The sequence below is a fragment of the Magnetococcales bacterium genome, from assembly GCA_015231755.1.
In the GTDB taxonomy this organism is placed as follows: Bacteria; Pseudomonadota; Magnetococcia; order Magnetococcales; family Magnetaquicoccaceae; genus Magnetaquiglobus.
In genome coordinates, this window is record JADGAZ010000005.1 from 50,450 (window position 1) to 65,406 (window position 14,957).

Genomic DNA, 14,957 nt, shown 5'->3' on the forward strand with positions numbered 1-14,957 from the left:
ATGGGGATCATAACTGATTCTGGTTTCGATGCAACGGTTTTTTCAGAATCTCATGATATTACACATTAGAACTTAGTGAATCTCTGATCCGTGAGAGAGCCTGCGCTGCGGGGCGGAGCGGGCAACGCCAGTCGGATGTTTTGGGAGGCCGGCAGGCGTGGAACGTGTGGGCCGGCACGCCGGAACCGGGTCTCATCACCGGTATTGAAGAAGGATATGGCGTTTTGCAGGGTATCCGCCTGGGCGGAGAGTTCCTCGGAAGTGGCGGCCATCTCTTCCGAGGTGCCGGCGTTGCGTTGGATCCCCTGATCCATGGATTGAATCGCGGCGTTGATCTGGTCGGCGCTGCGGTTTTGCTCCTGGCTGGAGGCCGAAATTTTTTGGATCAGTTCGGCGGTCTTTTGGATGTCCGGCACCAGTTTGCCCAGCATGTTGCCGGCCTTTTCCGCCACCGCGACGCTGGACGAGGAGAGGCCACCAATCTCGCTGGCCGCGGTTTGACTGCGTTCCGCCAGTTTGCGCACTTCGGCGGCTACCACGGCGAATCCCTTGCCTTGTTCTCCGGCCCGGGCGGCCTCGATGGCGGCGTTCAGGGCCAACAGATTGGTCTGGCGGGAAATTTCTTCGATGATGGAGATTTTTTCGGCGATTTCCTTCATGGCGGCCACCGCGTTCAACACCGCCTTGCCGGTTTCCACCGCATCCGTGGCGGCCTGTTGGGAGATTTTTTCGGTGATCTGGGCAGTGTCGTTGTTCAAGCGGATGCTGGCGGTCATCTGTTCCATGGCCGAGGAGGTCTGTTCGATGGCGGCGGCCTGCTCGGTGGAGGAGTTGGACAATCCCTGGGAGGCGTCCGACAGTTGCAGACTGCCTTGGGCCACCTCGATGGAGGCCAGTTTCACCTGTCCCAGTACCTCTTGCAACCGGGTGACGGTGGCCGACAAGGAGGTGGCCATCTGGCCCACTTCGTCTTTTTGCCGGATGTCGGTGGTGACGGTCAGATCCCCCTGGCCAAAGATTTCGGTCATCTTTTGTAGCGACCGGACCGGGACCGAAATGGCGTGACCGATGATCCAGGCGAGCACAGCACCGATCATCAGGATCACCAGACTGGTGGTCAGGGCCAGTTGGGCGTTGTGGCGCGCGTGGCTGTTGGTTTCATCGGCGGTTTTGCTCATGTCCGTGCTGGCCTCTTTGACCAGATCGGCAATCAGCGGCTCCATGGCGTGGATCGCGGCCCGCATTCTTTCCGCAGCCGCTTGGATCTCTTGGTCTTTTTCCACCAGGGCGGCAAAGGTTTGGGCGTAGGTCCGGGCAGCATTGGCGAGACTCTTCTTGTCGTCATCCGGAATGGTGGCGCTGGCCAATGCCTGATGGATGGCCTGGATGCGTTTGGCGACATGGGCTACGTATTTCTCTTCCCCGCGCAGTTGATAATCTTTTTCATCCTTGCGCAGTTCCAGATAGATCCGGGCCAGACCCGGCACATACAACGCCTGCAAGGCGTGTTCGATGTCGTGGGCGATCTCCCGATAGCCATGGGCCTGGCCGGATCCGTCCCCCTTGCCGGCGAGCAGGGCGGCGGAGGCGTTCTGGAAATCCTTCAGGTAAAGAGCGGCCTGATCGGAAAGCTGTTTCTTGATCGTGTCCGGCAGGGTGGACTCGGCTACAACAGTCGAGAATTGCTTGACATTTCCCTCCAGTTGCGTGACGTATTTGGCCTCCTTGCGCAACAGAAAATCTTTTTCGGTTCGGCGTGTTTGCAACAAGGCCAGATAGATCTCCTCGGTGTCGTAACGCAGAATCTGTTTTTCCATGGCGTGGGCCGCCTCCCGGAAGGCCCCTTGCAGACCGGATTGGGCGGTCAATCCCTTTTCGGTCTCGTTTGTGGCGACGGTTTTGAAGCTGTTGTAATACTCTTCGGTCCGTTTTTTGATTTCGGTGTCCAGGCGCAGGCTTTCGGCATCTTGATTGTCGGTGGCCTTCTGGAGCATGGTATCGACTGTTTTTTGGACCTCTTCCACGTTTTTGGTCACCGCGTCGAGATATTGGCTCTCCTTGCGCAGCAGGAAATCCTTTTCGGCGCGTCGGGCTTGCAGCATCAGGATGTTGGTGTTGAGGGCATTGGACTTTTCCACCTCCGTCCGTTCCAGGACATCCCCCTTGAAGCGGTCCAACGATTGGGTCAGGGTGGTTTGATACAGCCCGATCACCCCCAGAAACAATACCCCCACCAGACCGAATCCCCCGCCGACTTTGGTCCCGATGGTCAAATTGCGCAGCGTTTGCGTCATTCCCATGTTTCCCCCCCCAGGTATGGGTCTGATCACCTTCTTGTCAAAAGTGATCTTTTGAAATGGATGTTTGTCTCCATTAACTATCATTTAAGTTATAGATTATTTTTTGATGGCGTGCAATCAAAAATCTAATGACGGTTGCGTCGCTCCCGCAGCAGGGCGAAAACCGCCACAGGATCCGCCCCGGCCATGCCCAGTCGAGCGGCCAATGCCGGGTCGTCGGCGCGCAGAAAAGGATTGAGTCGTTTTTCCAGCCCCAGGGGGTGGGGCAGGGTGAATCCGCCACCATCGAGCATCTCCATGAAGCCCTGTTTCAAGGTGTGGAGTTCGGCCACATCGGGTTCCAGGTGGATGACAAAATCCAGATTGGCCAGGGTGTATTCGTGGCCGGCGAACAGACGGGTAGTGTCGGGCAGGGCGCGGAACCGGCTGAGGCTGTGCCACATCATGGCCGGGGTACCCTCGAACAGACGACCGCAGCCGAAACCGAACAGGGTGTCCCCGGGAAAAAGCGCGTCGTCCACCCGGTAGGCCAGATGTCCCAGGGTGTGTCCCGGCACCTCCATCACCTCGGCCACCCGATTGTCGTCGAGGAGAAGACGCGCCCCCTCGCTGACTGGCTGATCCAGACGGGGCAGGCGATGGGCGTCGTGACCCGCTCCCACCACCCGACCACCATGGCGTTGACGCAAGATGTCGATGCCGCCGATGTGGTCCGCGTGGTGGTGGGTGATGAGCAGATGAGACAGGGTGGCGGCTCGTTGATTCAGAAAGGCGCTCACCGGATCCGCCTCCCCGGGATCCACGACGGCATAGCGGTTCGGACCCGTGGCGATCATCCAGATGATGTTGTCCCGGGCCGCCGGGACAGCCTCGACGCTGGGATGGGGTTGGGGCATAATGACGACTCCTCGATTTTGAATGGAAAAAGTACCGATTAAAGGATGACCGTGGAAGCGATCCGTCTACAGAGTTGGTACGAATCCCCCCTGGGACGGACCGCGGCCCGTGTGGTGGGGGAGGCCATGGGGCGTTGGCTGCGAACCAATCCGTCGGGTCATACCTTGGGATTTGGTTATCCCCATCCTTATCTGGGGGATGGGGCGCCCCATCTCGGCACGGTGTTGGGTTGCTCTCCCGCCGAAATGGGGGTGGCCCACTGGCCCAGAGGGGGCGGCAATCGGATTGCCCAGGTTCGGCCCGATGCCTTGCCCTTTCCCGATGAATCCTTCGACCGGGTGATCATGACCCATTTGCTGGAGGGAGTGCAATCCCCCCGCGCCACCCTGCGGGAGACTTGGCGGGTGCTGGTGCCGGGTGGACGGGTGCTGGTGATGGTTCCCAACCGGGGAGGATTGTGGGCCAGACGGGATGCCACGCCATTCGGCTGGGGACGGCCCTATTCTCCGGCCCAACTGCGGGTCACCCTGGAGGAGTCGTTGTTTTTGTCCCGCCAATCCTGTTACGCCCTGTTCATGCCCCCCCTGGAAGGCAAACGCTGGCTTGCCGCCGCGTCGGCCTGGGAAAAGGCCGGCGCCCGCTGGTTCGCTCCGTTGGGGGGAGTGATTTTGTGGGAGGCGGAAAAGGTGGTGTACGCGGTGCCCAGTATCGACGCGGGTAATCGCCACACCTCTCCGCAGCGCCGTCTGGCCGTGCCGATGTGCAACAACAACCGGGTGCGGGAAGAAGAGGAGCGCAACCGATGAACGATATCAGCCGTATCGGCGCCTTTCTCGACGAGTTGCTGGTGGAACGGGGATTGGCGAACAATACCCTGGAGGCCTACCGCAACGATCTGGAGGGATTCGCCGGATTCATCGCGGCCCGGGGAGAGGGGTTGCTGTCCGTGAGCCGGGAGGATCTGGCCTGCTGGCTGGAGGATCTGCATCAACGGGGGTTGGCCGCCACTTCGGTGGCGCGCAAGCTGTCGGCGGTGCGGCGGCTGTTTCGGCATCTGGTGGAGCGGGAGGTGCGGGCCGACGATCCGGCCCGACTGCTCTCTTCTCCCAAGCGGCGGCGCACCCTGCCCAAGGTGCTGGACGAACGGGAGGTGAACGAACTGTTGGCCGCCCCCGACGATTCCACCCCGTTGGGATTGCGGGATGCGGCCATGCTGGAGACCCTGTACGCCACCGGCATGCGGGTGTCGGAGTTGGTCACCATCGGCACCCAGGACTTGAATGCCGAAATGGGTTTTTTTCGGGTGGTGGGCAAGGGGGACAAGGAGCGGATCACCCTGGTGGGGGAACGGGCCTTGGCCATGATCGCCCGTTATGTGCGTTCGGCCCGACCCGTCTTGATGCAAGGGTGCAAACCGACTCCGGCTTTGTTCGTCACCGCCAGGGGCGAACCGATGACCCGTCAGAATTTCTGGTATGTGATCCGGCGTCACGCGGCCATGGCCGGAATCGTCAAGACCATCTCTCCTCACGGTCTGCGCCATTCCTTCGCCACCCATCTGGTGAAAAACGGCGCGGATCTGCGGGGGGTGCAGATGCTGCTGGGGCACGCGGATGTCTCCACCACCGAAATCTACACCCATGTGGCCAACGAACGGCTGAAACAGGTCCATGCCCGGTTTCATCCCCGGTCTGGACGGGGCGCGGATTGACCACCGGTGGCGATTCTGGGTTGGGGGCGGCGCATGCGGTGTTCCATGCGGCGGATGCGGATCAGGGCGGCGATTTGTTGAAGTCGGATCCGGGCCATCTGCATGCGGGCGTCCGCCTGGGCCAAGGCCATCGACGCACGGCTGTGAACCGGTTCCGGCTCCGCGGCCAGAGAGCGGCGGGGAGGGCCGGCGCGGAATTGTTCCAGTCGATGTCGGATCCGGGCGCTGCGCATGCGTCCTTGGATCACGGCGTGTCTGGCCTGGGTCACGGCCCGGATCAGCGCGGCGCGAATGGGCAGGGGATCGGTTTCCGCGAGGGTGTCGATGGGGGGTGGGGTCCAGATGCGGGCGCCGTTTTCCGGGGGCAGCCGGACCGAGTCCGCCGCATGGTGGTATTCGTAAGCGCCGTCCGGCGACAGGGTGTCGAAGGAGCCGTCCCCATGGGTGACCCGATGGCCCTGGTCCAGGCTCCAGGTGTGCAAGGTGCCGTGGATGTCGGACCAGGAGCCGGAGCCGTTGGTCTGCAACACCCCGATGGCCCCGTCCGGTGACAGATGGGTGAACTCGGTGGGTTCCCAGGCTTCGCAATGGTGCCGATTGTGGGACAACTCCCCGGAGGCCTCTCCCTGCCAGGACTCCCGGATCCCATCGGTCCGGACCCAGGTGCCTTTTTGATGGTCCGGCTCCCAGGTGCCGGTGACGGGACCGCGTTGCTGGGTCCATACCCCGTGGCCTGTCGCATCCCAACGGGATGACAGAATGGCATCGGCAAAAGTGCCGGATCCGTCGGCGTTCAGACTCCAGGTGGCCCCCACGGGATCCCGTCCCCCCCGGTTGCCCTGGTCATCCCACCAGCCCGAGTAGCCCGATCCGTCCCGCCAGCCGCCGGAACCGGTGCCGGTTTCGTAGAGGCAGGAACCGTCCCCGCCGTGGGCGCCCCGGGATCCATCCGCCATCGACCATCCCCCCAGCCCGGTTCGATCCATCCAGAACCGTACCCGGTGGTGCTGCCAGATGATCAGACCGTCGGTCTCCAGGGTGGCCAGGGCATGGTCCGGGGTGCGCAGGGTGTGGATGTCGGCGCCATCCCAGATCAGCTCCTCTCCCGTTTTTCCCAGCCAGCTTCCGGATCCGTCGGCGGCGTAACGCATGCGGTCGCCTTGCGCATCGCTGTGGCTTTCCGCCCCTGTGGGGGTGAACGACTCCCGGATGTCGTGATCCGGGCCGGGAAAAGTGCCCATATCATAAGAAGAGGGCAGAAATTCCACCCCGTCCGGGGTGATGAACAGGGCTTCCCGGTAATCGTTCCAAAGTTCCACCGAACCGTCCGGATGGTGGATCCCGCCGGATCCGTCCGCCTGAAACCATCCCCGGGTGTCGTGGGGGGTGGTCCATTCCCCTTTGCCCTCCGGATCCCAACTGGCGTGGGAGCCGTCTTTGGCGTGCAGGTGTCCCGAGCCATCTCCGAGAACCGTCAAGCGGATTCCGTGGAGGGGTTCGGTGTAATCCATCGAACCATCCTGCCGCCAGACCCCCACGGATCCATCCGCGCCGTGCCAGGAGCGTTCCCCCTGGTCATTCCATTGGCCCGTGGAGCCGTCCGGCTCCCGGAAACTCCCGGAGCCGTGGGTGTCCCAGGTGAGGGTGTGGTCTGGATGCGTGATGGCGTGGTCGGGCATGAAGGGGATCGCGTTCTTTATCAAGACAGATAGGGGGTCAAATCCACCGTATCGATTTGGGAGGCGCTCAGATATTTCTCCGCATACTGTTGATATACGCCGCTTTTCAGGAAAATGACGAACAGATCCGGGTCGATGTGACCGTCTTTTTTCATGAAGCCCATGATCTTGATGGCCTGACTGAGGGTTTTCGGCTCTTTGTAGGGACGATCCGTGGCGGTCAGCGCCTCGAACACATCGGCGATGGCCATGATCCGGGCCGGAACGGACATCTGGTCCCGTTGCAATTGACGGGGATAACCCGTGCCCCGCATGGTTTCGTGATGGGCGCCGGCGAACTCCGGTACCCGGGCCATGGAGTCGGGAAAGGGGAGGTTTTCCAGCATGGCCAGGGTCTGCACCACATGTTCGTTGATCTTGTAACGCTCCTCATACGTGAGGGTGCCCCGTTCGATGCACAGATTATAGATTTCCCCCATGTTGTACAGGTGTTCCGGCACCGGCATGCGGATGCCCATGGACTCATCCCGCATGGTGGTATCCCGCTCCCTGGGGATGATGTGTTCGACTTTGTCGGCCAACAGGGGTTCCGGCACATGCAGGCCGCGGGCTTCCGGGGGCTTGCGCTTGAGTTCCGCGTAGGACAGACCCAGGGTGTCGTCGAAATGGCGGATCCAGGTTCGTTGCGCCAGGGTGCGGATCCGCTCCTTGTCGGCGGCGGTCATGAACTCCCCCCCCACATTGGCCCGGGCGATGAAGGCGAACGCCTCTTGCAGCGTGGCCAGTTCGGCCTCCAAGGTCTGTCGTACGGTTTGCGGATCTGACTGGCCGGCCAGCAATGCTTGCAGACAGGCGATTTCCGCGTCCCGATGCAGCACCTCGAAGCGCATGCGCACCTCGTGGATGCGGTTGTGGATCCCTTCGAGTTTGGTGGCCTTGTCCACCACATACTCCGGGGTGGTCACCTTGCCGCAGTCGTGCAGCCAGGAAGCGATGCGCATCTCCTGGTGTTCGTCTTCGGTCATGGTGAAGTCGGTGAATCCGGGATGATCGGTTTCGCACACCGCCTGGGCCAGCAGACGCGCCAGTTCCGGCACCCGTTCGCAGTGTCCGCCGGTATAGGGGGATTTGGCGTCGATGGCGGCGGCGATCAGTTGGATAAAGGCGTCGAAGAGATCTTTCTGGGCTTGCAGCAACAATTGATTGTCCAGGGTCATGGCGGCCTGGGCGGCCAGGGCCTCCACGAAGGTGATCACCTCCGGATCAAACGGAATCACTCCGCCGGTGTTCGGGTCGGTGGCGTTGATCAATTGCATCACGCCGATCACCTTGCCTTGACGGGGTTTCAGCGGCACCGTGAGAAAGGATTGGGAACGATAGCCGGTTTTCTGGTCAAACTGCCGCACGCCGGAAAAATCGAATCTGTGGGAGTCGTAGGCGTCTGCGATCACCACGGTTTCGCTGGAGTTGGCGGCATAGGCGGCGACGTTTTTCAGATTGGGGGTGCCATCGGGTTGCGTCATGGCCACGGGGGGCATGAGGACCGGTTGGTGACCCGCCCCCCCCATGGAAATCCCCAAAGAGTCGGTGCGCACGATGGTGAAGCGCAGCAAATCATCCTTGGTGCGCAGATACAAGGTGCCGGCATCCGCGTGGGTCAGGGCCTTGCCACCCAGCAGAATGTTTTCCAGCAGGGTGTCGATATCCCGCTCCTGGGCCAGGGAGACCCCGAGTTCGACCAGTTTTTGCAGCTTTTCTTGGGAACGCACCAGATCCGCCGTGCGTTTGCGCACGGTTTGTTCCAGGGTTTCGGCGTGCCGTTCCAGGTTCTGGTGGGCGCGATTCAGATCTTCTTGCTGCAATTGGATTTGCTGGTGGGCCTGTTTGACCTTTTGTTCGTTGCGGTCGCTCATGCGCAGGATTTTTTGTGTGCCTTTGAGCAGCTTTTCGTATCCCTTCAGCAGGTTGCCCAAACCGGCGCGCAACTGCTCCGCCGGAATCTCCGGATTTTCCAGCAGGGCTGCGGCTTGGGCGATGGCGGTGTTTTCACCCTCGAAGAGGTCGAAACTCATGTGGGATCACCTTGTTTGCGGGTCGATTTTTTGATGGCTGGATACCGGGATATCCGTTCAAGCGGGATTGTGACTATAACTATTTTTTGTCTGTGCTGATTAATGCATTTTTGTTGATTATAGAGGAAACGGTTTGTGGCGCAAGAAAAATTTACAATTCATTGAAGTGTTTCAGTAAAAGCAATACCAGAAATGGCGGCATTGAAAAAAACCGCGGGACAAAAAAATGGATTGATCCCCCTCCCTGAATCCGATAGTGTGATCTCCGTCGGCATTCTTGTGCCCTTTCCCATGCGCGTCATGGTTTCTGGCAAACGTGGGCTGCGGGTTTTGGCTTCCGGCGTTTGTCGGTTCCCTTGATCGGCCCCTGCCGGGGGGCTGGGTCATCTTTTGCTTTACAACCCTTCAGGAAATTGTATGATGTCTCCAACCATACTGGAAAATTCATCCAAACCCCGCAAAAAAGGCAGGAATTTTCCGCCCTGCATGGCCTGTCACGCGGATCCGGGTTTTACCTGGACCTGCGACTGTGGTGTGGCCCTGTGTACCGAATGTCTCTGCCGCAACACCGATTTATGGATGGGAGGGGGGCGCACTTGGCGTTGTCCGCAATGCGGCAAGGAGCACCTCGGACCCAATCGATAGCCACCCTTTGGGCCGCATGTGAGTCATCATGCCGGCTGCGGATTTGAAACCTTCTCCGATGAAATCTTTTTGGCCATCTTTGTCGCTTCCATTCCGTTTTGCCGGGGGGGTGGGCCTTGTGGTGGTTTTGGGTGCCGGCCCCTTGTGGTGGCATTACGCGCTCGCGCAACAGGCCCACCCTGCGGCTTCATCTCTGGTGGAAGGGCTGTTCTGGTCGGCGTTGACCGCCTCGGCAGTCGGCGCAACGGTGCTGGTGCGGTTGACGGTCCGGTTGCGCCGGCTTTTCAGGGGACTCGACCGGCTCGCGGAGACCAGAACCCGAGGCGAATCGCTGGCCGCCGGGGGGGATGTGCCACCGGAACTCCGGGCCTGGATGGATCGCCTGCAAAGCGGAAGCGGGGGGTGCGACGATGTGCAGACGGTGATGGCCCTGCACGCCGGCAGTCTCACCGCCTGCGCCTCGGAGTTGATGAAAATGCGGGGATTGCTCCGGGACGATGCGGAAAAATCCCGGGAAAATGTCACGGTGGTCTCGAAGCAAAACGATCTGCTGGCGTCCGAGATCGAGCGGGTCACCCAATCGGTGCAGGAGACCATGGAGAATCTCACCGCCATTTCGGCGGCTTCGGTGCAGGTGTCGTCCAGTGTGTTGACCATCGCCGCCGGGGTGGAACAGTCCAGTGTCTCCATTGCCGAACTGGCCACCTCGTCCCAGCAGATCACCGGGGAGATCGGCATCGTCAGCCACAACATGGGAGAGGTGGATGTCTCGGTACGCAACGCATCGTTGGCCGTGGGTGAAATGAACGACTCCCTGGAGACCATCCGTCAGCAATGCCAAGCCGCCGCCCGGGAGTCGGACCAGACCAGCCTGCGTGCCCACGACAGCGAATCCATCATGGTACGACTCGCCGACGCCACCCACGAGATCAGTCATGTGGTGGAGATCATCGACACCATCGCCGATCAGACCAAAATGCTCGCCCTGAACGCCTCCATCGAGGCGGCGGGGGCCGGGGAGGCGGGGCGGGGATTCGGGGTCGTGGCCAACGAAATGAAGGATCTGGCCCAAAAGACCGCCAACGCCACCAAACTGATCCTGGATCGCATCCTGGAAATCAAGCAAACCAGCGTGGCCGTGGCGGATTCCAACCATGAGATCGTCTCCAGCATCGAACGGATTACCGCGGCCACCACCGAAATCTCCAACGCCGTCAACGTCCAGATGGAGACCACTCTGGCCATCGGTCGCGACATGGAGCGGATCGCCACCGCCACCGGTTCCGTGGCCCAGGGCACCGAACGCCTCATGGTTTCGGTCGCCGATGTTTCCCGTTCCGCCGCCGAGGTCAAACTCGGCACCACGGAGATCGCCCGTTCCTCTTCCGATGTGGCCCAGGCGGCCCAGGCGGCGGCCCAGGATACCAATCAGGCCCTGGAACGGGTGCTGGGCATTTTGGAATCGGCCCGCAAAACCCGTGACGCCTCCCTGCTGGTGCGGGAATGCATGGAAAACGCCAGCCAGACCGCCTCCCTGATGCACGGTTCCGCCACCCAGTTTGATCGTCTGGGGGGGGTGCTTCAGGACATGATCAACGCCTTTTACGCCACCCGCCTCGATCTGACGGAACAGACCGCCCCCTTCTTTGATATGCGCGCCATCAAGGAGGCGTTTTTGTTGTTGCAGGCGCGGCTGGAACTGGCCTTGAGCGGGCGTCACCCCTTCGAGGCGGGAGAAGCGGCCCGCATCGTCGCGGGTTGCCTGCACACGTTGCAAACAGGATCCGATCCCGCTTTCCGGGAGTCGGCCTTGTTTCAGGATGTCTCCCGTCGCGCCGGGGCGCTGTTGGAGCAGGCCGAAGCCCTTGGCCAGCGGATCACTTCCTGTGCATCGAGCGCAGCGCCGGAGGCGGAAAAAGCGTTGGTGGATCATTTGCAGGCCCGCAATCTTTTTTTCCGCAATCTGGATCGGCTCTATCTGGGAGAGCGGGAACTGGAGGTGGTCTGTCGTCCCTTCTTCCCCTGGGATGAGCGTCTGGTCACCGGAGTGCGGGAGGTGGACGCGGATCACAAAAAACTGGTGGACATGGTCAACCGGTTGCACCTCGCCATGAAAGAAGGAGAGGGACGGGAGGTGCTTGGTGCCTTGCTCAAGGAGTTGGCGGATTACACGATCTTTCATTTCCGGCGCGAAGAGGAGTATTTCGCCCGTTATGGCTATCCGGATATCGCCGCCCACATCCGGGAACATCAGAAACTCCTCGCCGCCGTGGCGGACCTGATCCAGCGTTTCGAGGCCGGTGATTTTTCCGTGGCCATCGATCTGTTGGCCATTGCCAAAAGCTGGCTGATCGAACACATCATGGATGTGGACATGCGGTTTGTGCCTTTCTTGAAGAGCAAAGGGCTGGATTGAGTTGCACCGTGACCATCCGGAATCGACTCCTGGCATTTTTTCTGGCTGGTTGCGCGCTGGTCTGGTGGTCGGGAGCCTGCGCCACAGAGGGGGTCAATCCGTTGGCGTTGCGTCCGCTGATGGAAGGTCTCCCCGCCACTCCCCATCTTTGGATTCTGGAAGATCGAGAGCGCGGATTGACGGTGGCGGATCTCGTCCGTCCCGAAGTGGCGCGACGCTTTCGACCGGTGGGTCCGATCACCAGTCAGGGACTTTCCGGCTCCGCGTGGTGGTTGAGACTCGAAGTGGTCAATCCGGATCGGCAACCCTTGCGCTGGTTTCTGCAAACCTCCAGTCCCACTCTGGACTACCTGGACCTGTTCCAGATGATGCCGGATGGCCCCCCCCAGGTTTGGCGGCTCGGGGATCGGCGTCCGATACAAAACGTCTCCATCTCCCCGGAACTCCCGGTGATCCCCCTGGTGAGCCAGCCCGGGGAACGCACCATCCTTTACGCCCGTCTGGCCTTCGAGCAGGTCGGCTTCATCGATACCGACTTGTTGCTGTGGAGTCCGGAAGCCTTCCATCTGAATCATGACCGCAACGGCCTGTTGACCGGGATCTATCTGGGCGGCTTGCTGTTCATGGCTTTTTACAATCTGTTTATTTTCTTCTTCACCCGCATGCGGGAATATTTATGGTATGTGGCCTATGTGGCGGGATTCGCCTGGGCCACCATGGCGGTCACCGGGCTGGGGCATCGCTATTTTTATACGGAATCGGTTGCGTTGACCGAGCATGTGCCCACGTTGTCGATTCAGGTGTCGTTGATCCTGGGGGTGCAGTTCAGCCGGGTGTTCCTGGATTCGGCCCGTCAGGCGCCCTGGATGGATCGGGTGTTGATCGGGGGCATGATCGGTCTGGGGACCACCATGGTGCTGATCCTGGCCGGGTTGAAGCTGGTGGCCATGAAGAGCCTGCTCGTGTTGTGCGGATTGATGATTCCGATCATGCCCCTGATCGGTCTGTATCTGTGGTCCCGGGGTCAGGACCGGGCCAGACTGATGATTCTGGGATGGAGCTTCATGCTGGCCGGATTCGCCATCAGTCTGGGGCGCTATTATGGTTATCTGCCCACGTCGTTTTTGACCATCTGGGGGGGGCGGCTGGGACTGTGGCTGGAAGCGGCCTTTTTGTCGTTGGCACTGGTGGATCACATCAACATCTTGCGCCGGGACAAGGACTTGGCCATCCGGCGGGAAAACGAGGCCATGCTGTTGGCCAAAACCGAACTGGAAACCCGGGTATGGGAACGGACCCGGGATCTGCAAGAGGCCAAAAAACGGGCCGATGACGCCAATCAGGCCAAGAGTCTCTTTCTGGCCAACATGAGCCACGAGATCCGTACCCCGATGAATGCCATCATCGGCTTGTGTCATCTGGTGCTGCGGGATCGTCCCGAGGAACGGCACGGCAAACAATTGGTCACCATCCGCAACGCCGCCCTCGCCTTGTTGGGCATCATCGACGACATCCTCGATTTTTCCAAGATCGAAGCCGGCGCGTTGCAAGTCGAAAGCATTGCCTTTTCCTTGCAGGATCTCATCCACGAAATGGTCCGACTCATGGCCCCCCGGGCCGAGGAGAAGGGATTGTCGTTTCAACTGGTGGGGTGCGGCGGCAGCGATCTGGTGTTGATGGGAGATCCGTTGCGGTTGCGTCAGGTGATTCTCAATCTGCTTTCCAATGCCATCAAGTTTACCGGCCGGGGGGCGGTGCGGCTGGTGGTGGAACGGATCACGGAAAACGGGGAGCCGCGCTGGATCCGCTTCGCGGTCGAAGACAGCGGTATCGGCTTGAGCCGGGAGCAGCAGGAAAAATTGTTCAAGCCGTTTCAGCAGGCCGACATCTCCCATGCCCGCCGTCACGGAGGCACGGGTCTGGGGTTGGCCATCTGCGAACGGTTGGTCATCGCCATGGGGGGACACATTTCCGTGGAGAGCGCCGTCGGAGTGGGCAGCACCTTTTCCGCCTGGCTTCCCTGGTCCGCGGGTACGCTGGATGTCGGCGAGTCGACCCGCGTCGCCAGTGGTCCAGCGCCGGTTGTGGGTGGTCAGACCTGGGCCCCCGCGGAAGAGGCTCTGCTTCGCATCCGGGGCGCCTCCGTGCTGTTGGTGGATGACATCGCCTTGAACCGGGAGATCGCCCGGGCTTTCCTGGAAGGATATGGACTCCGGGTCACGGTGGCGGAGGATGGGCGGGAGGCGGTGAATCTGGCAGGCGCCATGGCTTTCGATCTGGTGCTGATGGATATACAGATGCCCGGCTTGAATGGTCTGCTGGCCACCCGGGAGATCCGACGCCTGCCGGGTCGGGAGGCGTGGCCTATCCTCGCCATGACTGCCCACGCCCTGGACGAGGATCGACGCGCCTGTCTGGAGGCGGGCATGAACGACCATCTCACCAAGCCGTTGGATCCGGAGCGCTTCTTCACCAAGCTGGTGCAGTGGATTCCCCCCCGCACGCCTTTGGTCCAAACGGAGACGACGCGCTCCGAACCGGTGGCGGCTTGCGATTCGGTGGCCCTGCCGGATCTGGAACGGTCCGGCCTCGATCTGGAACGGGCCTTGCGGTTGGTGCATGGCAATCGTCGGGTGTTGCGTCTTTCTTTGGATGCTTTCGCACGGGACCATCGGGAGGCGGCGGTGCGCATCCGTACCGCCTGGGAGCAGGGACAAACCGAAGGAATCAAACCGTTGGTCCATGCCCTCAAGGGATTGTCGGGCAATCTGGGAATGACGCGTCTCGGGGAGTTGGCCCGCACGCTGGATGAAGGTCTGGCCCGGGGGACGTTCGTGGCAGGGGATGTGCTTGCGTTGATCGGGGAGTTGGAGCGGATCCTGATCGTTTTGGCACGCCTCGATCCCCTGGCTCCTCTGGAGTGCCCGCTCCCGTCGGCCCCTGGGGGGGAGAGGGATCGGGTTGGTTTCGAGGCGCAATGTCAGATGTTGCGGCGTCTGCTGGAAACCGGAGACTTTTCCGCCCAGGATCAGTTGCCGAAGATCGCCGCCCATCTGGGTGGCCGTGGGGCACGGCTCTTTTCCCTTTTGGAGTCCCAGACCGCGGCCTTTGCCACCGAGGAAGCCCTGGTCACCCTGGCCGCCTTGCAACGAGAGATGCGGAGCTGATCCGGTCGTTCCCGGCTGTGCATGGCAGGTCACCCCAGAAAAACGTGAAACTGGACACTCCTTACCAATA

Annotated in this window: 8 protein-coding genes; 4 read left to right on the forward strand and 4 right to left on the reverse strand. The window is 61.0% G+C overall.

What is annotated here, in order from left to right; genetic code table 11:
* Window positions 1–65: 65 nt before the first annotated feature.
* Window positions 66–1,994, reverse strand: coding sequence for a HAMP domain-containing protein (locus HQL98_04680; protein MBF0271364.1), 1,929 nt, complete (start codon window positions 1,992–1,994; stop codon window positions 66–68).
* Between the two features lie 431 nt (window positions 1,995–2,425).
* Complete coding sequence (gene gloB / locus HQL98_04685) at window positions 2,426–3,196, reverse strand: hydroxyacylglutathione hydrolase (GenBank protein MBF0271365.1); 771 nt, start codon at window positions 3,194–3,196, stop codon at window positions 2,426–2,428.
* Window positions 3,197–3,247: 51 nt separating this feature from the next.
* On the opposite strand from gloB, the gene HQL98_04690 reads away from it, so the two are divergent.
* Both HQL98_04690 and xerD read left to right on the forward strand, forming a co-directional pair.
* A complete protein-coding gene (locus tag HQL98_04690; protein ID MBF0271366.1) occupies window positions 3,248–4,003 on the forward strand; it encodes a class I SAM-dependent methyltransferase in 756 nt (251 codons plus the stop codon).
* On the forward strand, window positions 4,000–4,908 hold the full coding sequence (gene xerD, locus HQL98_04695; GenBank protein MBF0271367.1) for a site-specific tyrosine recombinase XerD: 909 nt from the start codon (window positions 4,000–4,002) through the stop codon (window positions 4,906–4,908). The genes HQL98_04690 and xerD overlap by 4 nt, the downstream gene beginning before the upstream one ends.
* On the opposite strand, the gene HQL98_04700 is transcribed toward xerD, so the two are convergent.
* Complete coding sequence (locus HQL98_04700) at window positions 4,878–6,587, reverse strand: hypothetical protein (protein MBF0271368.1); 1,710 nt, start codon at window positions 6,585–6,587, stop codon at window positions 4,878–4,880. The two genes, xerD and HQL98_04700, sit on opposite strands and share 31 nt — an antisense overlap.
* A 20-nt stretch (window positions 6,588–6,607) precedes the next feature.
* Complete coding sequence (locus HQL98_04705) at window positions 6,608–8,500, reverse strand: GAF domain-containing protein (GenBank protein ID MBF0271369.1); 1,893 nt, start codon at window positions 8,498–8,500, stop codon at window positions 6,608–6,610.
* A gap of 922 nt (window positions 8,501–9,422) precedes the next feature.
* On the opposite strand from HQL98_04705, the gene HQL98_04710 reads away from it, so the two are divergent.
* Together HQL98_04710 and HQL98_04715 are read left to right on the forward strand one after the other, a co-directional pair.
* Window positions 9,423–11,720 (forward strand): bacteriohemerythrin, encoded by a 2,298-nt coding sequence (locus HQL98_04710; GenBank protein MBF0271370.1) that lies wholly within the window; start codon window positions 9,423–9,425, stop codon window positions 11,718–11,720.
* An 8-nt stretch (window positions 11,721–11,728) separates the two neighbouring features.
* Complete coding sequence (locus HQL98_04715) at window positions 11,729–14,887, forward strand: response regulator (protein MBF0271371.1); 3,159 nt, start codon at window positions 11,729–11,731, stop codon at window positions 14,885–14,887.
* The last annotated feature ends 70 nt before the right edge of the window (window positions 14,888–14,957 follow it).

What these genes read in the sequence shown, in the direction of transcription:
- gloB (MBF0271365.1), bottom strand. Translation starts at nt 3,196, where the DNA reads ATGCCCCAACCCCATCCCAGCGTCGAGGCTGTCCCGGCGGCCCGGGAC.
- HQL98_04705 (MBF0271369.1), bottom strand. Translation starts at nt 8,500, where the DNA reads ATGAGCGACCGCAACGAACAAAAGGTCAAACAGGCCCACCAGCAAATC.
- HQL98_04700 (MBF0271368.1), bottom strand. Translation starts at nt 6,587, where the DNA reads ATGCCCGACCACGCCATCACGCATCCAGACCACACCCTCACCTGGGAC.
- HQL98_04680 (MBF0271364.1), bottom strand. Translation starts at nt 1,994, where the DNA reads ATGCTCCAGAAGGCCACCGACAATCAAGATGCCGAAAGCCTGCGCCTG.
- xerD (MBF0271367.1), top strand. Translation starts at nt 4,000, where the DNA reads ATGAACGATATCAGCCGTATCGGCGCCTTTCTCGACGAGTTGCTGGTG.